The organism is Butyrivibrio sp. WCD2001, assembly GCF_000424485.1.
In the GTDB taxonomy this organism is placed as follows: Bacteria; Bacillota; Clostridia; order Lachnospirales; family Lachnospiraceae; genus Butyrivibrio.
Genome location: NZ_AUJZ01000014.1, coordinates 64,309 through 81,986, shown reverse-complemented (window position 1 = coordinate 81,986; position 17,678 = coordinate 64,309). Strand labels below are relative to the sequence as shown.

The window sequence follows — 17,678 nt, the reverse complement described above, 5'->3', positions numbered from 1 at the left end:
TTGCAGATATGTGCAGGTTAATATGGTACATATCAAAAGTTTTGGGGAGGAAAAGTATGACAAAAAGAATTGTTGAGTGGGTACTATTAATTTTCGGAATAATTATTCTTGCTTCTTTTGTATTTTTAATGACGGCTGATTTCCATATTATAGCCTTCATTTTTCAACTCTTTATCCCATATTTTTTAGGCCCAATTCTATTAACAATTCTTCCGTTTACCTTGATTGTGGGAGTACTTATTATTGTAATTTGTTGCGTGGTGTCCCACAGAAAAAAGAAAAGAAATAGTGAAAATATGAGTAGCTAAGTATATTTTCTAAGTAAAAAGGAAGTGATGATAAATGACTGACAAAATTTTTTATGATATATGCTCATCCGGATATATTTTTGTCCCAATAATCTGCATTATTCTTATGATTATAATGCAAAAATGGTGGAAGTATGCGCTTTGTACAGCTGATTGGAGCAGGCAGATAATGAAACAGTTCAATAAATATATACTGGCCACAATACTACTACTTACGAGGAGTTACGAATGCAGTTTTTAAACCTGATATTATGCATAATCCTGGTTTTTATGCCGGTTATTGGCTTTTTGTTCATAAGTGAAAAGAAGATATCGAAAAAAGTGTATATCCCGATCCTGGCATTTCTGGGACTTATTTTTGTTCTTTTGCTTGTAGGTATATTTGCTGCAGATTTTCATGTAACGGCATTTGTTTTTCAAATTATTTTACCTATTTTGTCTATATATGCAGTAGTAGGTTTGATTATATGTGGAATAGCTTTTCTTGCGAAAAAAGGATTCTTTAATGGAAAACGCCTGATATTGACGGTGTCTGTGATTATATGCTTGATTGCGGTGATAGTTTGTGCCGTTTTCTATAGACAAAACAGGCAAAACGGGCAAAAGGTAGATTATTCTAAATATCCCGATATTGAAATTACCGGCACTTGGTTAGCTAACAACGATAAAAAATCTGTGATTGCTCGCTGGGAAAGCAGCACAAATACATTTACAAACACAAGTGAAAAAGAATTCAAGTATGAACCGGATGAGCCATACAAGATGCCGGATACTGTTAGCGGGGAGGACGCAGATGTCCTGGAACTGTTCTATAATGCGGACAAAACCGCTGTATACTATTCCAACGATAATAAGATATTTAAATATATACCTGCAGACAACTCTTATTTGCTAATAGGGAAGGCTCCAACTGATAATCCAGGTCATTTTTTAATATTGAAAATCTGTGTTTCAGAAGATGAGAAAAAGGCATTTTTCATTGCCTGTGAGACTTATAATGAAGATGTCGCTAATAATCTTTATTGCCTTGATATTGAGACAGGTGAGTGTTCTGTAATATTGCAGGAGAAGCGATGGATCGATGATTTCGAAATCTCTCCTGATGGAGAATCCATAATATATAACGGAAATGATAAAATCGTACGGTATGACCTTGCGTCCGGAAAAACGGAGACACTTCTTGAAGGGACACGTGCGGATACACGTGATAACGGAGGGGCTTACATAATCCGTATTTCAAAGGATGGCAGATACATAATGTATTACAAAGATATGGTGCCTGTCGGATGTTCCCAAGTCTTTGTATATGATATCGAAACCGGAGTTTCCGAAAAGATAATTCAGACCAATAAGTATGCGATTAAAGATGTGAATTGGGCGGAGAACTGAGCATAGAAGGAAAGAAAGATAAGAGCATTAAAGAGAACCTATTTGGTTTTTGCAAGTACAGCACTTTGGATTATTGAAGCAATCCCGGTCATATATGTCTTAAGGGAATGCATGAATTCATATGTGAATGGAACGATACATGGTTTTAACAGCGATGTCGTGATAGATGTCTTGTGGGCGATAGTTGTCGTTCTTGCGATAGTCACCACTGTAACCACGATAAGGCACTGGTCTACATTGTAGTAAAAAAGGGGAAATAAAAAATGGGAGGAGTAAGCGGTATGCCCTATAAGACAGAAGTCAAATATACATATGAGGAAGCTAGAAAAGCTTTTTGGGCGACTCAATTTTACAAAAATAAGGCAGGAATTGCTGCAGTTGCTGTGGCTGTGGCAATTGTGATTGGCTTTATTATCAATGGGATAGTCACGAATAATTATGAAAATGTGGTTATTTTTTCACTTGTGCTGATCTTTTATCCTATCCTTACATATATTTTTGCTTCCAAAAGAGTAAAAAAGAACTATGAAAGCTACAAAATGAACCATGGAAATACATTTTCATACGCTTTTTATGAGGATTACATGGAGTCTGATGGAGAAAAGGGGAAGTCAAAAATCCAATACAGTGATTTATATAAGATTGTTGAGACGAAGACCAATATCTATCTCTTTATCAGCAGTGGGCAGGCATTCTTTGTTGTAAAATCCGACTGCTCGAATGAACTGATTGCATTCCTGCAGAAACTGAAAAAGGAAGTTGGAAATAATAAGAATAGTAAGGGCACACCTGAAGCGGTAGATTTTGAGCAACTAAGCAGCTCATTGGAATCAAGAACTGATATTATCCATAAAGCAAGGGTTGAGTGGGGATTGAATGAAATAAAAGATTTCAACTGGCTCCTCATAAAGAACGAACACAAATCTTTGATTTACATTCTTGTGCTCGTTGAGGTTATGTTTTTTGCAGCCTTTGCTATGTCATTTCCCGCACATTCCATGAGGTTAGCTGTAGAGAGTATTATATTGGTAATTGCCATTCCTTTGCTCTTATATATCCTTTTTAATTTCAGGTGCAGGAAAAATTATGAAAGCAATAAGATGCTGAGAAACTTTGCGGCCATAATTACTTTTGACAATGATAAGCTTGAACAAATAAGTAATGTGGGAAGCCTTAAGGCAAATTATGATGAGATATATCGGATATTTGAAACTGATAATAATTTCTATATTCTTGTAAGCGATAATCAGGCTATAAACGTCAGAAAAGCGAACTGTTCAAACGAAATGGTTGCCTTTTTGAAGGAGCTCAAGTCTAAAGTGGCATGAACAGGTGAAAGAGTGGCTATTCTTAAGATAATTGCGAAAAAGGAATAATAGCGCATATCCTTTAGCAGTATCGGATATGTTGTTTGTTCTGAAAAAAGGTTAGACTCAGTATAAGAACAAGCACAAGAAAATGAGGGAAAAACTATGATGTCAAATCCTTACAAAATACTGGGAGTTCAGTCGGGAGCCTCAGATGAGGAAATAAAGAAAGCATACAGGAATCTCGCCAAAAAGTATCATCCTGACCTTCATCCAAATGATGAAGCGGCTTCAGCAAAGATGAATGAAATAAATGCGGCATACGATATCCTTTCAAAGCCTCATAGCTCGGATTCATGGCAGCAAAGAACTGCCGGCCAGACGTATGAGCAGCAAAACGCCTATAACGATCAGGCAGAATATGTGGATTTTGAAGAGTATTTGAAACAGCGAAACAGACAGAGAAGATACAATTACACGTATAGCTGGAACTGGGGTAATACGCCTGCAAATACTTACAGACCGTCAATTTTTGGAAGGATAATCAAATGGTTCGTCATTTACCAGTTTGTTTCTATACTTTTTAGAATGTTACTTTTTCTAGGCTAATGATATATTCATATATTTTCAAGATATCCAGCGCATGATTCTGAATGAATTATGCGCTATAATTTTGATATAAATAATAAAGTAGTGAGAGATGAGATGAACAAGATTTGGGATATATTACACGACAAAAAAACTGTTGTATTTTTGGATATCGATGGGGTTCTTACGAGTTATTCGTATGGGGAATATCATGCCCATCATGAACTTGACTTCACACCGGAGTTTCGGGATATAAACATATATGCGGACTGCAGGAGGCTTGAGCCCGTATACAGATATATTCAGGAACATGGAACAGACAGGATATTCTGCATATCAAGGGAGCCACACGGACATGAGGCCTGGAAATCAGAAATGGTCCAAAAGCTATATGGAATACCTATTGACCATTGTTACTATACGCTTGATGCTTCCGAGAAACCAAAGATTGTAACGAGTGTTGTCAAAAAGCTGTTTCCTGATATAGATCCAAGATCCGTCGTCTGTATCGATGATAATGACGAAACATTGGGAATGTACATGAAGGAAACGCCGTTTTGCACGGCACATCCTATGATATTTATGGAGCATTTGCTTCCGGACCCTCCGGGCTTTTCTTTGCGGTGACAGGTATGGCGTCACCCTCAGAAGAAGCTATCTACGGCGCAGTCATTTTACTGGTGTCCATGATAAGCCTCATATGCTATATCCTTTACTACGAGCTCCCATACGTTAAGGGGTATATAGATGGATGCATACCGCTTGTGCTCTGCATGATTGTGATGATTATTTTGAATTTAAGGATAAAAGATTAATAAGGAATTAGTATACGTGTAGCCTTGCTTATTTACAATTAAAAATACTTCTCGATATTAGCAAAATAGCGGCTGTTTTTTCCTCTTTGTGGATATATATTCTGAGCATAGATTCAAATATACTTTAAACATCAGATGAACTGATATGAAAAAACAAATTGTTGCAGGCGAAAGCCTAGACGAGGAGGACACTGTTATGTATAAGAATTCAAAGCTTTTTGCAGTAATTAGTTATATCACATGGATCGGTTTTGTTGTATCATTCCTTTTGCGTGATAAAAATGATACGCTTGTAAGAAGACATCTTAATCAGGCACTTATCATTAACCTTATTGGTACGGTTGGAACAATCCTTACAAGGGCAGGCGGAATCCTGGCAACCGGTGGTAGCATCCTTGGAATCGCATGTTTTGTTCTTTCTATTATGGGAATTGTTAGAGCTTTCAATATGAGCGAAGAACCTCTTCCTTATATCGGAGAGTACACATTATTTAACTGATAGATGCGCATTCGGGGCGGTGTGTTACCTCACACCGTCCTTTTTTATGGATTGATTGAGGCGCAATAGTACAATAATATCGATATATAAAAAGTTTTGTGGGGAAAATATTATGTATAGAAAAAAATTAAAATCACTTGCGGGTATAGCTTTGTTCATGTTATCAGCATTAATTTTCACCGGATCTGCAAAAGTAAACGCTGCCGGAATGCAGGAGAAGAATATTGAAAAAGCGATCCCGGGTAACGGGAAGCACTTTGTCCAATATAACGGACACATTTATTTCAGAATTCCAAGCGAAGATGCAATGAAATTATCAGCAATTTGGGGCGATTATGAAGATATCGAGGAAGATAGTACAGGGTCTATCGTAGCTATGGATACTGATACATTGGAGACTGAAATTCTCTTCGAAGATATGTCACGAGGACCTATCGTTATATCCGGGGACCGTATGATTCTAAGTACAAATCAAACCAGCGGGAATGATAACGTTTACGCGGTCGCATTTGACGGATCTGATTCAGAAGACCTTCCCGGAACGTATATATATGGTACGCAGCCTTCAGGAAAATATTTTGTTACGGGTGGTTTTGGCTCTAAAGATCATAAATTGCATTTTTATATCTGTGATGAAGATGGTGATTATAAAGAAGCCGTTTCTTCGAATAGACTATATGATTATGCAGGATTGGGCGAATCACAGCTGTTTTGTGTGACAAGGGAAGATGAAGATTCCGGAAGCCTCTCAGGATTCGACTTAGTGACAGGTGAAGAAACAGTTTACGGAAAACTTCCCGAGGTTTTGGAAAAGCAAACTGCCTCCTGTGTCGTAAGACGCATTGGGGAAGAAAACGGATATGTTTACTTGCGGCTATCCGCTTATAAAGGTTCCACAAATATCTATGCCGGTTCAAAATATGTACGAGTAAAGTGCGGCGAAGCAGACAGCCTCGAAGAAGTCACTCCTTCAGGAACTGCCTCAAATAATGAGCGCTTTGCGTCTCCAGTAATGGTAAAAAACGGAGAGCTTATTTACGTTGAAGGAACACCAAATACGGCAGCGCTTGATGCTGAAGGATATGTCGGTTTTTATGATGAAGATGGGATATTTACAAAAGTAGCTTCCGGCTATGAAACGGCCTCTGATGATGAAACAGATACAAGAATGGCGGCCGGAGTAATTGAAGCCGTTGATGGTTATATATATGTTATTCAGAACAAAGAGTGCAGGGTTCCGGAAGATGATGATAAGCTGCGATATGCATATAAGAGATTGGAAACGTGGTTTATTCGTATTGATGAAAAAACCGGCGAGAGTGAAACAATCTATCACTGTGTAAACCCTGAAGTTAATGAATCAGATAGTGATCATAGTGAAGAGACTGAGAAAAAAGATATTTCCGATAGGGATCCTCTCGAAGGTCTCGTAAGAGAGGATATTCTTAAAAGATTTCGCAAATCCAATCCGTACAGGACCGGAAATGGTACCGCGGAAGAGGCACGAAGACTCGGATTTTGGGTGAAGGATTCCATTAAAGTCCAAATGCCTGAACGTCTGAAAGAACACGGCGAAGAAATAGGTCAAAAGTATGAGTTCTATTTTGGGACAGATATAGGGAATAATTTAGAAAACAATTTTCCCTATATTTATGAGGCTTATTTTACGCTGAAGGATTATATCTACAATGGCGGAAATGTAGAATTTTACAACAGTCTTTTTGAATCTAATGCATATTTAGGGGATGGAAAAACGGAAACCATCTATCAAATGTATAAAGACTTGCAAAAATTCATCACGGAATGCAATAACGTTATAAGGATAAAGTAAAAAGATTGTGCGCTATTCTTTTATCCCCTATAATTTATAGGAGAGTATCTGATATGTAATTTCCAACAATTTTTCAGAGTGGATGATTAGCTGATGAATATCAGGCCGACGGCGCACTATAGCTTAATACAGGGGTTGTTCTGGGGAAGCTTTGCAGCATTATTTGGTTTTTCCAGTGTTTATCTTCTGTCAAAGGGCTTTAGCAACACCCAGATAGGCTACCTCATGGCGGCAAGCGGGACGGCTTCAGCACTTTTACAGCCGATAGCAGGATCATTTGCAGACAGAAGCAAAAGGCTTATTTTGCACCGCTTTCTTATAGCGCTTTCAATACTTGCTATAGCCCTATGCGGGGCTCTTCTTGGATTTGGAAACGGCCTCATCAAGGTCGCAATATTCTATTGTTTACTGTCAACCTCATTACAAGTGATGACGCCGCTTTTATATTCGCTCGGTATGTTTTTTATTGAGCACGGAATTAAAATCAATTTTGGGATATGCAGGGGAATTGGTTCGATATCATATGCTATTTTAGCAGCTTTCCTCGGGATGTTGATAGAAATGCTTGATGAAAATGCTGTTATTATCTCTGTTATCGTAATCTATGTGTTTTTCATATTGGCTGTTGCCACTTTTCATTTCAGGGGAGTATCAGAGCAGAAGAATAGTATGCCGGAAGAGAGCTCCCATGAAGGCAAATCTCTGATTGATTTTATAGCAAAAAATCGGCAATTTACGTTTATTCTCATCGGAAATATCTTTGTTTTCATAAGTCATACCATCATCGGTAACTATATGTATCAAATTGTGACTTATCGCGGATATTCAAGTAAGGAGATGGGAGTTGCCGTTTCGCTTGCTGCGACATGTGAACTTCCGACACTGTTCCTATTATCCCGGATAAATAAGAAGATTTCCTCTGGGAATCTTTTAAGAATATCAGTGATCTTTATGTTCCTGAAGAATCTATTCCTGTTTTTTGCAACGAATCTTGCACTTATTTATTTTTCTATGTCTATGCAGCTCCTAGGCTACGGACTCTTTGCGGGAATAAGCGTCATTTACGTCAATGAGATTGTGGACTCTCATAACAAGACTATGGGACAGTCTCTCATGAACATGACTGTAACAATGGGAGGCCTGATAGGGAGCCTTTTAGGCGGAAAATTGCTTGATATGATAAATGTCCCGGGAATGCTCCTGGTATCAGGAATCACGGCGCTAATTGGTGCTATGATTGTGTGTGCATTCTCTGAAAAGGGTAGAAACAACGTAAATTAGAAGTGCTTAGAAAGCATTCCCTTTTAACCATGTATCTTTTGAAAGGAGCTTATTTGCAGCATTTCTGCCGGCATTGTAAACCCTGTCCAGTTCATGAGGATCTTTCTCGAGTGGCTTTATGTTGAGCGGGCTTTCCGGTCTTATCACCAGAACCTTTCCTTCTTTTTCGCGCTCACGTACATACTTTTTCTCTTCGTTGTACATGATATATCTGTTCTCGATTGCCTCAATGAATTTAGGATAATGTCTGTATACGCGCTTTATGAGCCACATGAAATCCTGCTTTTTCTTTACATATTCATAGGGCTGTGTCTCCACTACAAGAATGTGGTCAAAGCCCTCATCTTCCATGAACTTAAGCGGGATGGAGTCGGCAGTTCCTCCGTCAAGGTATTTTCTGCCATCTATCTCTACGATTCTTGATGCGAGCGGCATAGAGGCAGAGGCCTGAATCCATCTGATATCCTCGGAAAGCCCGTCATAACACTTGTGATATGCGGCCTCGCCGGTTTCTACGTCTGTCGCAACCACATAGAATTCCATCGGATTTTCCGTGAAGGTCTTATCATCCCACAGATCAAGCTTGAAGGGCAGTTCATTGTAGCAAAAATCGACTCCGAAAAGATCTCCGGTTTTTATCCAGGATGTAATGCTCTTATAGCGCTTATCTGCCGCATATTTTTTGTTGTATCGTAAAGGTCTGCCTATCTGTTTGGACTTTATATTGCAGCCAAAAGTGGCACCGGCGGATACTCCGATACCTCCGTCAAAGTTTATTCCATTTTCCAAAAGAACATCTATAACACCGCATGTAAAGAGCCCTCTGAGAGCCCCGCCCTCCATCACAATCCCGGTTTTCATGATTTTTCCGCACCTCGTCTTGTTTTTGGTGAATCAACATTCATAGTAGCATATCAACAAAGCCTGTTTCAATAAAAACAGCCCAGCCCTTATAATAGGCTGAGCTGTATATTTTTACACTATTTAGTTAACCGCTGTTCCGTTTACATACAATGTGTAGCCATTGCTTACTATGTTGGAAACATCTCCGTCAAAGGAAGTGATGTATGTATCTGCTGTAAGAGTCCAGGTGCTGTTATCATCAAGACTTACATTGACCTCACCGACCTCTGTTGAAACAGTGTCGCCCTTACAGTTTGTAATTTCTCCGCTGATAGTACCTGTAAATTCTGAGCCCTCTGTAAGATTGAGTGTGAGAGTGGAATTGTCACCTACGAGGATCGTTCCTTCAAGGGTCTGATTTTCTGCATTTAAAATCGCAACATTGCCAGCTCCGCTCCAACCGTCATCGCAGACAGAGAGCAGGATGTTTTCGGAATCCTTATTGGTTATCTTTACATTGTTTAAGTTGATCACAGCGTTAGTGTTTGTCACATGGAAAACGTGACCATTTTCACTTGTAAGGCTGCCGCCTGTCATATCAAAAGTTGAAGTTCCGCTGTCTGCATCACCTGACATAGACTGATAGATCATGATTGAGTCATAAAATGTGGCATTGCTGTTAGTCTGTGTGTTATTTGCTGTCATATCGCAGTTTTCGAGGGTGATAGAGTTCATTCCCTCAATACATACCGCCTCTGACAGATTGGAAACAAGTGTTGCGTTGGAAACAGTAATGTCGGCTGTTGAGTAGATTGAGGGTGAACCGAGACCGTTAGTTGTATAGGTTCCGCCATCAACAGTAACTATTCCGCCGCCGCGGTCAGTGCGGATTGCAGCTGATGACTGTCCGCTGGTTTCAACTGTGAGGTTTGAAGCCTTTGTAACTCCGCCACCTGTTGTCATGATACCGCCTGAGCCATTTCCTGTAGTTGTAATTGTTGAATCCGAGATGATAACAGTTGTTCCGTCGCCTTCAGCGCCATTCTGGCCACCATTTCCACCATATGAAAATACGCCGTTTGCACCATCTGCATCAGATGTTATAGTAGCACCTGTTATTGTTGTAGTAGATCCGTCTTTTACCAGAACAGCTGCGTTAAGTCCATAGAAATTGCAGTTGTCTCCACCGTCAGAATCACCGATCTTACTAACAGTTGCATCCGAGATGGTCACATCATCGGAGGTCTCAATTAAAAGAGCGCTTTCGTCAGCGGTCGTACTTTCATAGGTTTGACCATCTTGCGAGTCACTGCTTGAGATGGTGGTAGCTCCTGAGTAATCTATGTCAGCACTGCTCATTCCGCCGCCTCCAAATCCGCCTCCGGGTGCATCACCGGGCGCTCCATCGGGCTTCTCACCGCTTGGCGGCTCACCGGGAGCTTCTCCATCGGGCTTCTCACCACTGGGTGGCTCGCCGGGAGCTTCTCCATCAGGTGCTTCTCCTTCAGGCTTTTCGGGCACTTCACCTTCAGCTTTTTCCGGAGCATCACTCTCAGGTATATCAGATGTGCTCTCATCTATTGTTTCGGTTTCTTCAGTTTGCAACTGTTCTGTCGCTTCAATAGCAACCTCTTCCGCAGCTGTTCCGGCAGTCGCCGCGTTCTGTCCGCAAGCGGATAATGTCATACATATAAGTGCTATAGATACGTAAGGAATAAGCTTCTTTACTTCGATTCTTTTCATTGTTTTTCTCCTTGTTTCAAAAAGGTGTTTTGTGTTTCCTGACAAGCGAAGAATATCACCCCAACCTAAAACGAGACTTAATACAAAGTGAACAATTTGTGTTTTCATCGTTCAAAAAAAGATGTCGATAGGGTATACTTTTTCTCTGTAAGATTTGTTATATGAAAGTAGAAATACAATGTTTAGGTTTTTAGATGAACGAATTGAATATGGAAATTGGTTTGAAAAGATGCTTGCTATACTGGCCTATGGTGTTCTTGCTGCCGGCTATTTGGTCGCGTCCATTTTTATTACAGGCTGTATCATCATTAAACTGGAGGCCTTATTTCCGTCAGAAGATGCAGTAATACACACCGGCATAGTTATTGCAACAAGTATATTCCTGGCGCCTTTGCTAATCAGCCTCTATCGTGATTCCCGCCAATTAGACAAACTGACGTCCACATCAACAAAAGATCCTCATATAATATCCGAATACAGCAGAATCCCTCATTTTTCAAAAATGCTCGGAGAGGCCCAATCGGAAGACCTGATTGAAAGAGAGACCTTCAGCAAATATGTGAAAAAAAGCGGCCATAAATCCCGCTATATAAAGGTAAGCAAAAGTGATAAGTGGGTATGCATTCTTGGCGGCTATTTTCCCACAGACCTTCTGTGTGGATACAACAAGAAACAAAACGAGCTATATACAATCGACGGAATGATAGTTAAGCTTCCGAAGGTGGCAAAGTTAACACAGCCATTTTTAAGAGAGTTTTTTCCGACAAGGAAATAAACCGAACAGCTGAGGCCATCCACCGCAAAGATGTTCCGCTTTCACGATACCTTGATTTCAAGGAATATAAGAACGAATATTGCGTATGTAACGGTGTTGAACTTCTGAGAGTCCTTGGAAATCCTAAGAACACAGAGGGCATCGACTTCCTGTTTGACTGCCTTTGTGATGTTGATGAGGCGTATTTTCCTATGGCTGTGGATGTTTTAAAGAAATATCCGCGCAGTGAAACCTCTAAGAAAATAGAAGAGAATGCAAAAATAGCTTATGAGAGCGGTAACGTTCTAAAGCTTGCCGGCGTCATCTATCTTGCAAAGGTGCTAGAATACGACAGCGATTACTTGAAGCAGCTAAAAAAACAGCAGGAGCAGAGCGAAGCCGTAAAAGCAGCCGCGGAAAAGGCAGAGAATACGGTCAATACGTTCGACCTTGATGAAAAAGCGCTGTTTGGCAGCGAAGAGGTGCAGGTATTTAACCCGGACGGACCAGGTTCATATGCCATGAAGAAATAATTCCGGAGTGGTCACTATCAGCCCGTTCTTTGAAATCTCGACCTTTTTAAATTCCCTGGGGATTGTAATCAATTTTCCAATCCTTCATAGTAAGCAGTTCATCCTCAGGGATAATAATATGTAATGAGAAAATACCCTCGTGCGGCCTGTTCAATATGTATGACCGCGTATTGGATGAATCCGGTAACGTAAGTGCAATAGGACTTACTTCTGCGAGAAAGAGTGTTATCATCCCGGATACAGTTGTTGCTGACGGCGTTACCATGAATGTCAGCGATATTGCGCCAAGATTCATGAAAGGTAACAAAAAAACCAAATCCGTGACTATCGGAAGCAACGTTACTTCAATCGGAAAAGAAGCTTTCTACAAAGAAAACCTATAAGAAGCTGCTGAAAAAAAGTATTACATGAAAATATTTTTTCTGCTATAATCACTGCTTGTCGAACAAAATTATAGAAGATGTAGAGCTGGTAACATTGGAAACGAAACACCGCAAGGTGCAAACGAACAACACGCCCGAGGTCTTCCCCTGGTTTTAATGAAAGGAGAACCCCCAGGTATGTTACCGCAAAACAAATTTCAGGATGTTATTTTCACTTTATTCATGGCATTTGTCATGGTCTATGCAATGATCTGCTACAATATTTCCCTTAATGTGGGCGGCATGCAGAATTTCATATTCCTTGCAGCTTTTAAAGAGATGCTGATCATGTGGCCCATAGCAGTAGTAGTAGAACTTCTTTTCGTCGGAAAACTCGCCCAAAAGCTTGCATTTAGATTCGTTACTCCTGGTAAAGATCCGATGATCATGATAATCCTTGCCATCTCAGCTATGTCAGTATGTCTGATGTGCCCGCTAATGAGTTTCGTCGCTACAATCCTTTTCAAGGACGCAGGCACTGAATTCGTTGCAGTATGGCTCCAGACCACAGCTATGAACTTCCCCATGGCACTTTGCTGGCAGATATTCTTTGCCGGTCCGCTTGTCCGCAATGTGTTTGGATTCTTTGTGAAAAGATTTGCAGGGAATGGCGGAATGGAAGCATGGCTTGAGAAAACTGAATAAGTACTGAAGGAACAGCATAATAATTCTAAACCGCCCGATTTTCGCAACAGAGAATCGGGCGGTTTTTCATGTACGCTTCTGGTATAATTAAACTGCTTATAGAAAAAGTAAATATAACAGTTTTTTTGGAGGAACTAATTATGTCACAAACGCTGATAAAAGCGATAATATTCATCACACTTGCGCTGATTCTATACACTGTCGGAGTGTGGTCGGAGAGAATCGGAAAGAAATTAAAGCCGATTCATTTATTCTTTTTCTGGGCAGGCCTGTTATGTGACGGAACAGGAACGCATCTTATGACTAAGCTCACATCCACTGCAGATGCAGCAGCTGTCAGCCTTCATGGAATAACAGGCGCTATTGCAATTGTTCTTATGCTGATCCATGCAGTATGGGCTACGGTTGTTCTTGTTAAGAAAGATGAAAAGAGCATGCATACATTTCACCGTTTCAGCCTGTTTGTGTGGGTTGTATGGCTTATTCCCTATATATTGGGAATGGTTATGGGTAATAGTCGGTCCAATAGCGGGCAGGAAGGGGCGAAGTCAAATATGGATATCACACATGTAGAAATCGTTACATCTGTAAGGAAAACAGGACAATATCCAGAAAAATTTGTTATCACAATGGCTGAACTGGCCAACGCATCTTTAAATGCTGCGGATTTCCATATGGAAGGCCATGCTGACAAGTGGCAGGATACATCGCTGCATGAATTCGAAAGTGCTTTTGAAAATGTAGAAGTAGTGGACCGCACTATAACGCTTATTCCGAAAGATTTTCCGGAGAAATTCTTCTATGTAAAGGATTTTACTGTTACCTGCAACTCTGATCCGAATCTCTCATTTACCTACGAGGACGTGCAGAACGTGGTAACTCCTGTCGCAGACAGTTTTACAACCGCAAATATGGAAGATGATGCCAATTTTGAATATCATCTGTTTACTCCGGAAACTACTGAAAATATGCCGATTGTCATTGTTTTCCATGGATTCGGAGATATCGATAACCTGCTGACATACAGAACAGCGGTGGAATGGGCTGAGCCGGAAAACCAGAAGGTACGTCCCTGCTATGTCCTCGCCCCGGTGATAGCGGATAAATACTACTATGAAGCCGCTACAAGAGGAGCTGCTTTAGATAAAGTAAAAGCCCTCGTTGATACGATGGTATCCGAGGGAAAAGTTGATCCGTCAAGGATATACGTGATGGGCAATTCTTTCGGCGGCCTTTCTACGATCGAGTTCTGTGAGAAATATCCGGATTACGTAGCAGGTGCTATTGCATTATGCCCGGCACTTAACTATGGTCCCGCCGCTTCCACGAACCTGGAAAAAATGAAGGATGTCCCAATATGGTTTGCACAGGCAGAACATGATGGCACAATACCCATTACGGAGAGCAGAAATGCCTATAAGAAGCTTACCGATCTTGGTGCCACGGATGTCCATTTTACGGAATATACCGACGATGAGATGAATGCTGCAGGCGCAGAAGCATCGAACGATTCAACCTACAGCTACCATCATGTGGAACTTGCCGTTATGGAGGATGACGCATACCAGGAATGGCTTTTTGATCACAAACGATAATCTAGTGAAAACCATAAGGAGAAAACTATGAACCTTTCAATCGCGTTTTTGCAGCTCCTTCCTGAAGGAAGCCTTGAAGAAAACCTGAAAAAGGGAGTTAAAGCATGCCGACAAGCGAAGGAAAAAGGTGCAGACATTGCAATTTTTCCCGAAATGTGGAGCTGCGGATACAATTTTCCCCATGATGCTGACAGTATCCGGGAATGCGCCATTTCTTATGATAGCTCGTTTGTGAACCGGTTTTCGGAGCTCGCGGCAGAGCTTGATATGGCCATCGTCACTTGTAATTATCCGGCTCCTCACCCCGATTGCAACGGGCATTCCACCTTGTTTGACGGTGTTGCATATCTTCCGGAGCTTTCCGGATCACGGGATACCTGCGTGTTCGAAGCACCTGAGGAAGAGGGCGTGTACGTAGCTGAGCTTGATTTAGATATGCTGCGGGATTATCGCCTCCGTGAAGTGTGGGGTCACAAACACAGGCGACCTGAATTATATGGCATAATTGCTGAAGAGTAAGAAATTTTGCTAATGCTGTCTACATATTGACTTCGTCGCAGTCCTTATTACAGGGCTGCGTATTTTTTGTGTTTTTAATAAAACGATTAATTGACAGTTAACGAACGTTAGAATATAATTGGTAACGATAGTTAGAAAAACAATCCGTGAAGAAGTCGATAAACAGCGGGGAAAGTGAGGCTATATGCCAAGAACAAACGCTAAAGAGCCTTTAATAAAAGCAGCAAGAGATCTGTTTTCTGTAAAAGGATATGATGGAACAAGCGTAGATGAAATAGCAGAATCCATCGGTATAAAGGGGCCGACAATATATAAATATTTCAAGAATAAAGAGGATCTTCTGAAAGCCGTGATAAACACTGCGGAAGATGAATATAAGGAAGGTATGGGGATAAGCAGTAATCTGGCGGATATGATCAATTCCGGAGCGGAACTCAAGGCATACGTTCTGAAAACGCTGCATTTTACCCTGAAAAATGACACCGCCAAAAAGATGCGAAAGCTCATTACGATGGAGCAATATAGAAATTCTACCCTTGCAAAGCAGACTACCATGCATCAACTCACATATCTTCAGGATATTTATACATCAATTTTCCAAAAAATGATGGAGCGCGGGCAGATGGTGAAAGGAGATGCTGCCATAATTGCCCTTGAATTCGTATCGCCCATCACGATTATGGTCCAATTGATTGATAGGGAGCCCAGAAAAAAGAAGGAAGCTCTTCAAACTATTGAAAAGCATATAGATATTTTTTTAGAGAGATACAAATTTAAATGAAATGAGGAGGGGAAATATGAAAACACTTGTTATTTACACATCACAGACAGGATTTACAAAAAGGTACGCCGAGTGGCTTGCAGACAGAGCAGGCGCGGATCTTCTAGATCTTAAGGACGCGCAGAAAAAGAGTGCGGAATATTTTGATGACTATGATGCAATCTGCTACGGCGGATGGGCCATGGCAGAGAAGATTGTGAAGTCCAAGTGGTTCCTGGAGAAGGCAGTAAATTGGAAGAATAAGTGCCTTGCTATGTTTTGCGTAGGTGGAACACCTAATGGCGATCATATGGTGGATTTGCTTCTTCAGAATGCGCTCACAGACGAACAGAGAGAGTATATCAAGGTATTCTACTGCCAGGGCGGCATGAACTACGAAAAGATGAAGGCTCCGACCAGAATTACAATGAAGATGTTTGTATCTTCTCTTAGGAATAAAAAGGACCTGCCTGAAGATAAAAAGATAATGTTTGACAGGATGGCTACATCCTATGACATATCGGATATCAGGTATATAGAGCCTATCGCGGCCTATCTTAGTGGAATGGACGAGGAAAAAGCTGTTTAAACGTCAGTCAATCGACTAATGTGTGAAAAATACGGGGAGATTTTTATGGAAAAAGGTAAGGGATTAAGAGTCCTTGACGGAACAATGCTTAAGATCATAGCGATGATCAGCATGGTCTTTGATCATGTAGGAGACATGTTTTTACCGGGTGTGATGTGGCCAAGAATGATCGGACGTCTTGCAATGCCGCTTTTTGCATTTTGCATTGCGGAAGGCTACATTCATACAAGAGATAAGAAGAAATATATCCTGAGACTCGGCATTTTTGCTTTGATAAGTGAAATCCCGTTTGATCTTGCCTTTGACGGAAAAATAGGGCTGGGTCACCAAAACATCATGCTGACGTTCTTTTTGTCAGTGCTTGCGCTGAAACTCTTTGACATAATCCGTGGAGAAGTTAAAGAAGATACCGGAAAGTATAGTGTGGAAAAGAGTATTTGCGGAACACTTGTTATTATTGCAATGGCCTTTATTGCACTGTTAGTCAAAGCAGATTATACAGTTTTTGCTATAATCTCTGTCTTTTTGTTCTATGTATTCAAAAATTCAAAGCATTTTCTCAGAACCGGTGTGGGCGTGGCATTTCTTGCACTCACAAGGACTATGGGATATTACTGTACCACCGGACTCAGTATTATACCTCTGCTTCTTTATAACGGAAAAAGGGGACGCGGGCTGAAATGGCTATTCTATGCCTTTTATCCGGGACATCTACTTATCCTTTATTTGATAAAAATGGCAAAGTTCTGATAATTAGGAGGATCTGTTAAATGAAAAATGTATGGGAGGCAGATGAAAAATGATTGATATAAGAGTTGCAACAAAAAATGATATTGAGAGCATGATGAGCAGTCGCCTTGAAATGCTTAAGGTAGTGAATAATCTGTCAGAAGATTACGAGTTTTCTGATGAAATGATAAATGAAAGTCGTGATTACTTTTTGAATGGCGATCATATAACTGTTCTTGCACTAGATGGAGACATTGTTATTGGCTGTGCGTCCATGAGCTTCATCAGGATAATGCCAACATTTTATCATCTAACCGGAAAACGGGCGCACCTTATGAATGTATACACAAGAAACGAATATCGTAGGCAGGGTATTGCTCAAAAGATGGTTGAGCTACTGATCGAGAAAACATGGGAAAGGGGTGCTACCGAAATAAGTCTTGATGCAACCGAATTAGGACGGCCTCTCTATGAAAAAATAGGATTTACCGATTCAACAGAATGCATGGTTTTGACAAAAATCTAAAA

21 protein-coding genes are annotated in these 17,678 nt (G+C 40.6%); 19 read left to right on the top strand and 2 right to left on the bottom strand.

From position 1 onward, the window contains the following. Positions 1 to 56: 56 nt before the first annotated feature. The 9 genes from G630_RS0112700 to G630_RS0112655 all read left to right on the top strand — a co-directional run bounded on the left by G630_RS0112700 (position 57) and on the right by G630_RS0112655 (position 8,018). Positions 57 to 308, top strand: coding sequence for a hypothetical protein (locus tag G630_RS0112700; RefSeq protein ID WP_022763570.1), 252 nt, complete (start codon positions 57 to 59; stop codon positions 306 to 308). Positions 309 to 536: 228 nt separating this feature from the next. Beyond that, positions 537 to 1,697 carry a hypothetical protein gene (locus tag G630_RS0112690; protein ID WP_026498789.1) on the top strand — a complete coding sequence of 387 codons (1,161 nt, stop codon included), beginning with the start codon at positions 537 to 539 and terminating at the stop codon, positions 1,695 to 1,697. A 263-nt stretch (positions 1,698 to 1,960) separates the two neighbouring features. Continuing rightward, positions 1,961 to 3,025: a YcxB family protein gene (locus G630_RS0112685; protein WP_026498788.1), complete on the top strand. Its 1,065-nt coding sequence runs from the start codon at positions 1,961 to 1,963 to the stop codon at positions 3,023 to 3,025. Between the two features lie 144 nt (positions 3,026 to 3,169). Beyond that, positions 3,170 to 3,613 (top strand): J domain-containing protein, encoded by a 444-nt coding sequence (locus tag G630_RS25735; RefSeq protein ID WP_049946204.1) that lies wholly within the window; start codon positions 3,170 to 3,172, stop codon positions 3,611 to 3,613. Between the two features lie 96 nt (positions 3,614 to 3,709). Continuing rightward, the gene (locus tag G630_RS23660; protein ID WP_155831983.1) at positions 3,710 to 4,219 is read left to right on the top strand and encodes a hypothetical protein; all 510 of its coding nucleotides are present in this window, start codon (positions 3,710 to 3,712) and stop codon (positions 4,217 to 4,219) included. Between the two features lie 5 nt (positions 4,220 to 4,224). After that, positions 4,225 to 4,407: a hypothetical protein gene (locus G630_RS24715; RefSeq protein WP_155831982.1), complete on the top strand. Its 183-nt coding sequence runs from the start codon at positions 4,225 to 4,227 to the stop codon at positions 4,405 to 4,407. A gap of 196 nt (positions 4,408 to 4,603) precedes the next feature. Continuing rightward, positions 4,604 to 4,906: a hypothetical protein gene (locus tag G630_RS0112665; RefSeq protein WP_022762403.1), complete on the top strand. Its 303-nt coding sequence runs from the start codon at positions 4,604 to 4,606 to the stop codon at positions 4,904 to 4,906. 112 nt (positions 4,907 to 5,018) lie between these two features. Then, entirely contained in the window at positions 5,019 to 6,737 is a 1,719-nt protein-coding gene (locus tag G630_RS0112660; RefSeq protein WP_026498786.1) for a hypothetical protein, read from the top strand. Between the two features lie 93 nt (positions 6,738 to 6,830). Then, positions 6,831 to 8,018, top strand: coding sequence for an MFS transporter (locus G630_RS0112655; RefSeq protein WP_026498785.1), 1,188 nt, complete (start codon positions 6,831 to 6,833; stop codon positions 8,016 to 8,018). Between the two features lie 6 nt (positions 8,019 to 8,024). Here the strand turns inward: G630_RS0112655 and G630_RS0112650 are convergent, their stop codons facing one another. Continuing rightward, on the bottom strand, positions 8,025 to 8,879 hold the full coding sequence (locus tag G630_RS0112650; RefSeq protein WP_026498784.1) for a patatin-like phospholipase family protein: 855 nt from the start codon (positions 8,877 to 8,879) through the stop codon (positions 8,025 to 8,027). Positions 8,880 to 9,002: 123 nt separating this feature from the next. Then, positions 9,003 to 10,604 carry a hypothetical protein gene (locus G630_RS0112645; RefSeq protein WP_026498783.1) on the bottom strand — a complete coding sequence of 534 codons (1,602 nt, stop codon included), beginning with the start codon at positions 10,602 to 10,604 and terminating at the stop codon, positions 9,003 to 9,005. Positions 10,605 to 10,782: 178 nt separating this feature from the next. Between G630_RS0112645 and G630_RS0112640 the strand changes: the two genes are divergently transcribed. The 10 genes from G630_RS0112640 (at position 10,783) to G630_RS0112595 (ending at position 17,676) form a co-directional block, all read left to right on the top strand. Further along, complete coding sequence (locus G630_RS0112640) at positions 10,783 to 11,379, top strand: hypothetical protein (protein ID WP_026498782.1); 597 nt, start codon at positions 10,783 to 10,785, stop codon at positions 11,377 to 11,379. A gap of 191 nt (positions 11,380 to 11,570) precedes the next feature. Next, positions 11,571 to 11,891, top strand: coding sequence for a hypothetical protein (locus G630_RS0112635; RefSeq protein ID WP_026498781.1), 321 nt, complete (start codon positions 11,571 to 11,573; stop codon positions 11,889 to 11,891). A gap of 155 nt (positions 11,892 to 12,046) precedes the next feature. After that, positions 12,047 to 12,274 carry a hypothetical protein gene (locus G630_RS0112630; protein ID WP_022762397.1) on the top strand — a complete coding sequence of 76 codons (228 nt, stop codon included), beginning with the start codon at positions 12,047 to 12,049 and terminating at the stop codon, positions 12,272 to 12,274. Between the two features lie 177 nt (positions 12,275 to 12,451). Then, positions 12,452 to 12,958, top strand: a complete 507-nt coding sequence (locus tag G630_RS0112625; RefSeq protein ID WP_026498780.1) for a DUF2798 domain-containing protein — start codon at positions 12,452 to 12,454, stop codon at positions 12,956 to 12,958. A 140-nt stretch (positions 12,959 to 13,098) separates the two neighbouring features. Continuing rightward, positions 13,099 to 14,553: an HsmA family protein gene (locus G630_RS25730; protein ID WP_081667918.1), complete on the top strand. Its 1,455-nt coding sequence runs from the start codon at positions 13,099 to 13,101 to the stop codon at positions 14,551 to 14,553. A gap of 27 nt (positions 14,554 to 14,580) precedes the next feature. Beyond that, on the top strand, positions 14,581 to 15,072 hold the full coding sequence (locus G630_RS0112615) for a carbon-nitrogen hydrolase family protein (protein ID WP_026498779.1): 492 nt from the start codon (positions 14,581 to 14,583) through the stop codon (positions 15,070 to 15,072). 184 nt (positions 15,073 to 15,256) lie between these two features. Continuing rightward, positions 15,257 to 15,853: a TetR/AcrR family transcriptional regulator gene (locus G630_RS0112610; protein ID WP_026498778.1), complete on the top strand. Its 597-nt coding sequence runs from the start codon at positions 15,257 to 15,259 to the stop codon at positions 15,851 to 15,853. 16 nt (positions 15,854 to 15,869) lie between these two features. After that, a complete protein-coding gene (locus G630_RS0112605) occupies positions 15,870 to 16,421 on the top strand; it encodes a flavodoxin domain-containing protein (protein WP_026498777.1) in 552 nt (183 codons plus the stop codon). Between the two features lie 45 nt (positions 16,422 to 16,466). After that, entirely contained in the window at positions 16,467 to 17,171 is a 705-nt protein-coding gene (locus G630_RS0112600; RefSeq protein ID WP_026498776.1) for a TraX family protein, read from the top strand. A gap of 49 nt (positions 17,172 to 17,220) precedes the next feature. Next, positions 17,221 to 17,676 carry a GNAT family N-acetyltransferase gene (locus G630_RS0112595; RefSeq protein ID WP_022762389.1) on the top strand — a complete coding sequence of 152 codons (456 nt, stop codon included), beginning with the start codon at positions 17,221 to 17,223 and terminating at the stop codon, positions 17,674 to 17,676. Positions 17,677 to 17,678 lie beyond the last annotated feature (2 nt).

Bases quoted from the DNA above. Each gene is read 5' to 3' on its own strand.
- G630_RS0112655 (WP_026498785.1), top strand. From the start codon at position 6,831: ATGAATATCAGGCCGACGGCGCACTATAGCTTAATACAGGGGTTGTTC.
- G630_RS0112665 (WP_022762403.1), top strand. From the start codon at position 4,604: ATGTATAAGAATTCAAAGCTTTTTGCAGTAATTAGTTATATCACATGG.
- G630_RS23660 (WP_155831983.1), top strand. From the start codon at position 3,710: ATGAACAAGATTTGGGATATATTACACGACAAAAAAACTGTTGTATTT.
- G630_RS0112625 (WP_026498780.1), top strand. From the start codon at position 12,452: ATGTTACCGCAAAACAAATTTCAGGATGTTATTTTCACTTTATTCATG.
- G630_RS0112605 (WP_026498777.1), top strand. From the start codon at position 15,870: ATGAAAACACTTGTTATTTACACATCACAGACAGGATTTACAAAAAGG.
- G630_RS0112640 (WP_026498782.1), top strand. From the start codon at position 10,783: ATGTTTAGGTTTTTAGATGAACGAATTGAATATGGAAATTGGTTTGAA.
- G630_RS0112595 (WP_022762389.1), top strand. From the start codon at position 17,221: ATGATTGATATAAGAGTTGCAACAAAAAATGATATTGAGAGCATGATG.
- G630_RS0112690 (WP_026498789.1), top strand. From the start codon at position 537: ATGCAGTTTTTAAACCTGATATTATGCATAATCCTGGTTTTTATGCCG.
- G630_RS0112660 (WP_026498786.1), top strand. From the start codon at position 5,019: ATGTATAGAAAAAAATTAAAATCACTTGCGGGTATAGCTTTGTTCATG.
- G630_RS25730 (WP_081667918.1), top strand. From the start codon at position 13,099: ATGTCACAAACGCTGATAAAAGCGATAATATTCATCACACTTGCGCTG.
- G630_RS25735 (WP_049946204.1), top strand. From the start codon at position 3,170: ATGATGTCAAATCCTTACAAAATACTGGGAGTTCAGTCGGGAGCCTCA.
- G630_RS0112650 (WP_026498784.1), bottom strand. From the start codon at position 8,879: ATGAAAACCGGGATTGTGATGGAGGGCGGGGCTCTCAGAGGGCTCTTT.
- G630_RS0112610 (WP_026498778.1), top strand. From the start codon at position 15,257: ATGCCAAGAACAAACGCTAAAGAGCCTTTAATAAAAGCAGCAAGAGAT.
- G630_RS0112600 (WP_026498776.1), top strand. From the start codon at position 16,467: ATGGAAAAAGGTAAGGGATTAAGAGTCCTTGACGGAACAATGCTTAAG.
- G630_RS0112630 (WP_022762397.1), top strand. From the start codon at position 12,047: ATGTATGACCGCGTATTGGATGAATCCGGTAACGTAAGTGCAATAGGA.
- G630_RS0112645 (WP_026498783.1), bottom strand. From the start codon at position 10,604: ATGAAAAGAATCGAAGTAAAGAAGCTTATTCCTTACGTATCTATAGCA.
- G630_RS0112615 (WP_026498779.1), top strand. From the start codon at position 14,581: ATGAACCTTTCAATCGCGTTTTTGCAGCTCCTTCCTGAAGGAAGCCTT.
- G630_RS0112685 (WP_026498788.1), top strand. From the start codon at position 1,961: ATGGGAGGAGTAAGCGGTATGCCCTATAAGACAGAAGTCAAATATACA.
- G630_RS24715 (WP_155831982.1), top strand. From the start codon at position 4,225: ATGGCGTCACCCTCAGAAGAAGCTATCTACGGCGCAGTCATTTTACTG.
- G630_RS0112635 (WP_026498781.1), top strand. From the start codon at position 11,571: ATGGCTGTGGATGTTTTAAAGAAATATCCGCGCAGTGAAACCTCTAAG.
- G630_RS0112700 (WP_022763570.1), top strand. From the start codon at position 57: ATGACAAAAAGAATTGTTGAGTGGGTACTATTAATTTTCGGAATAATT.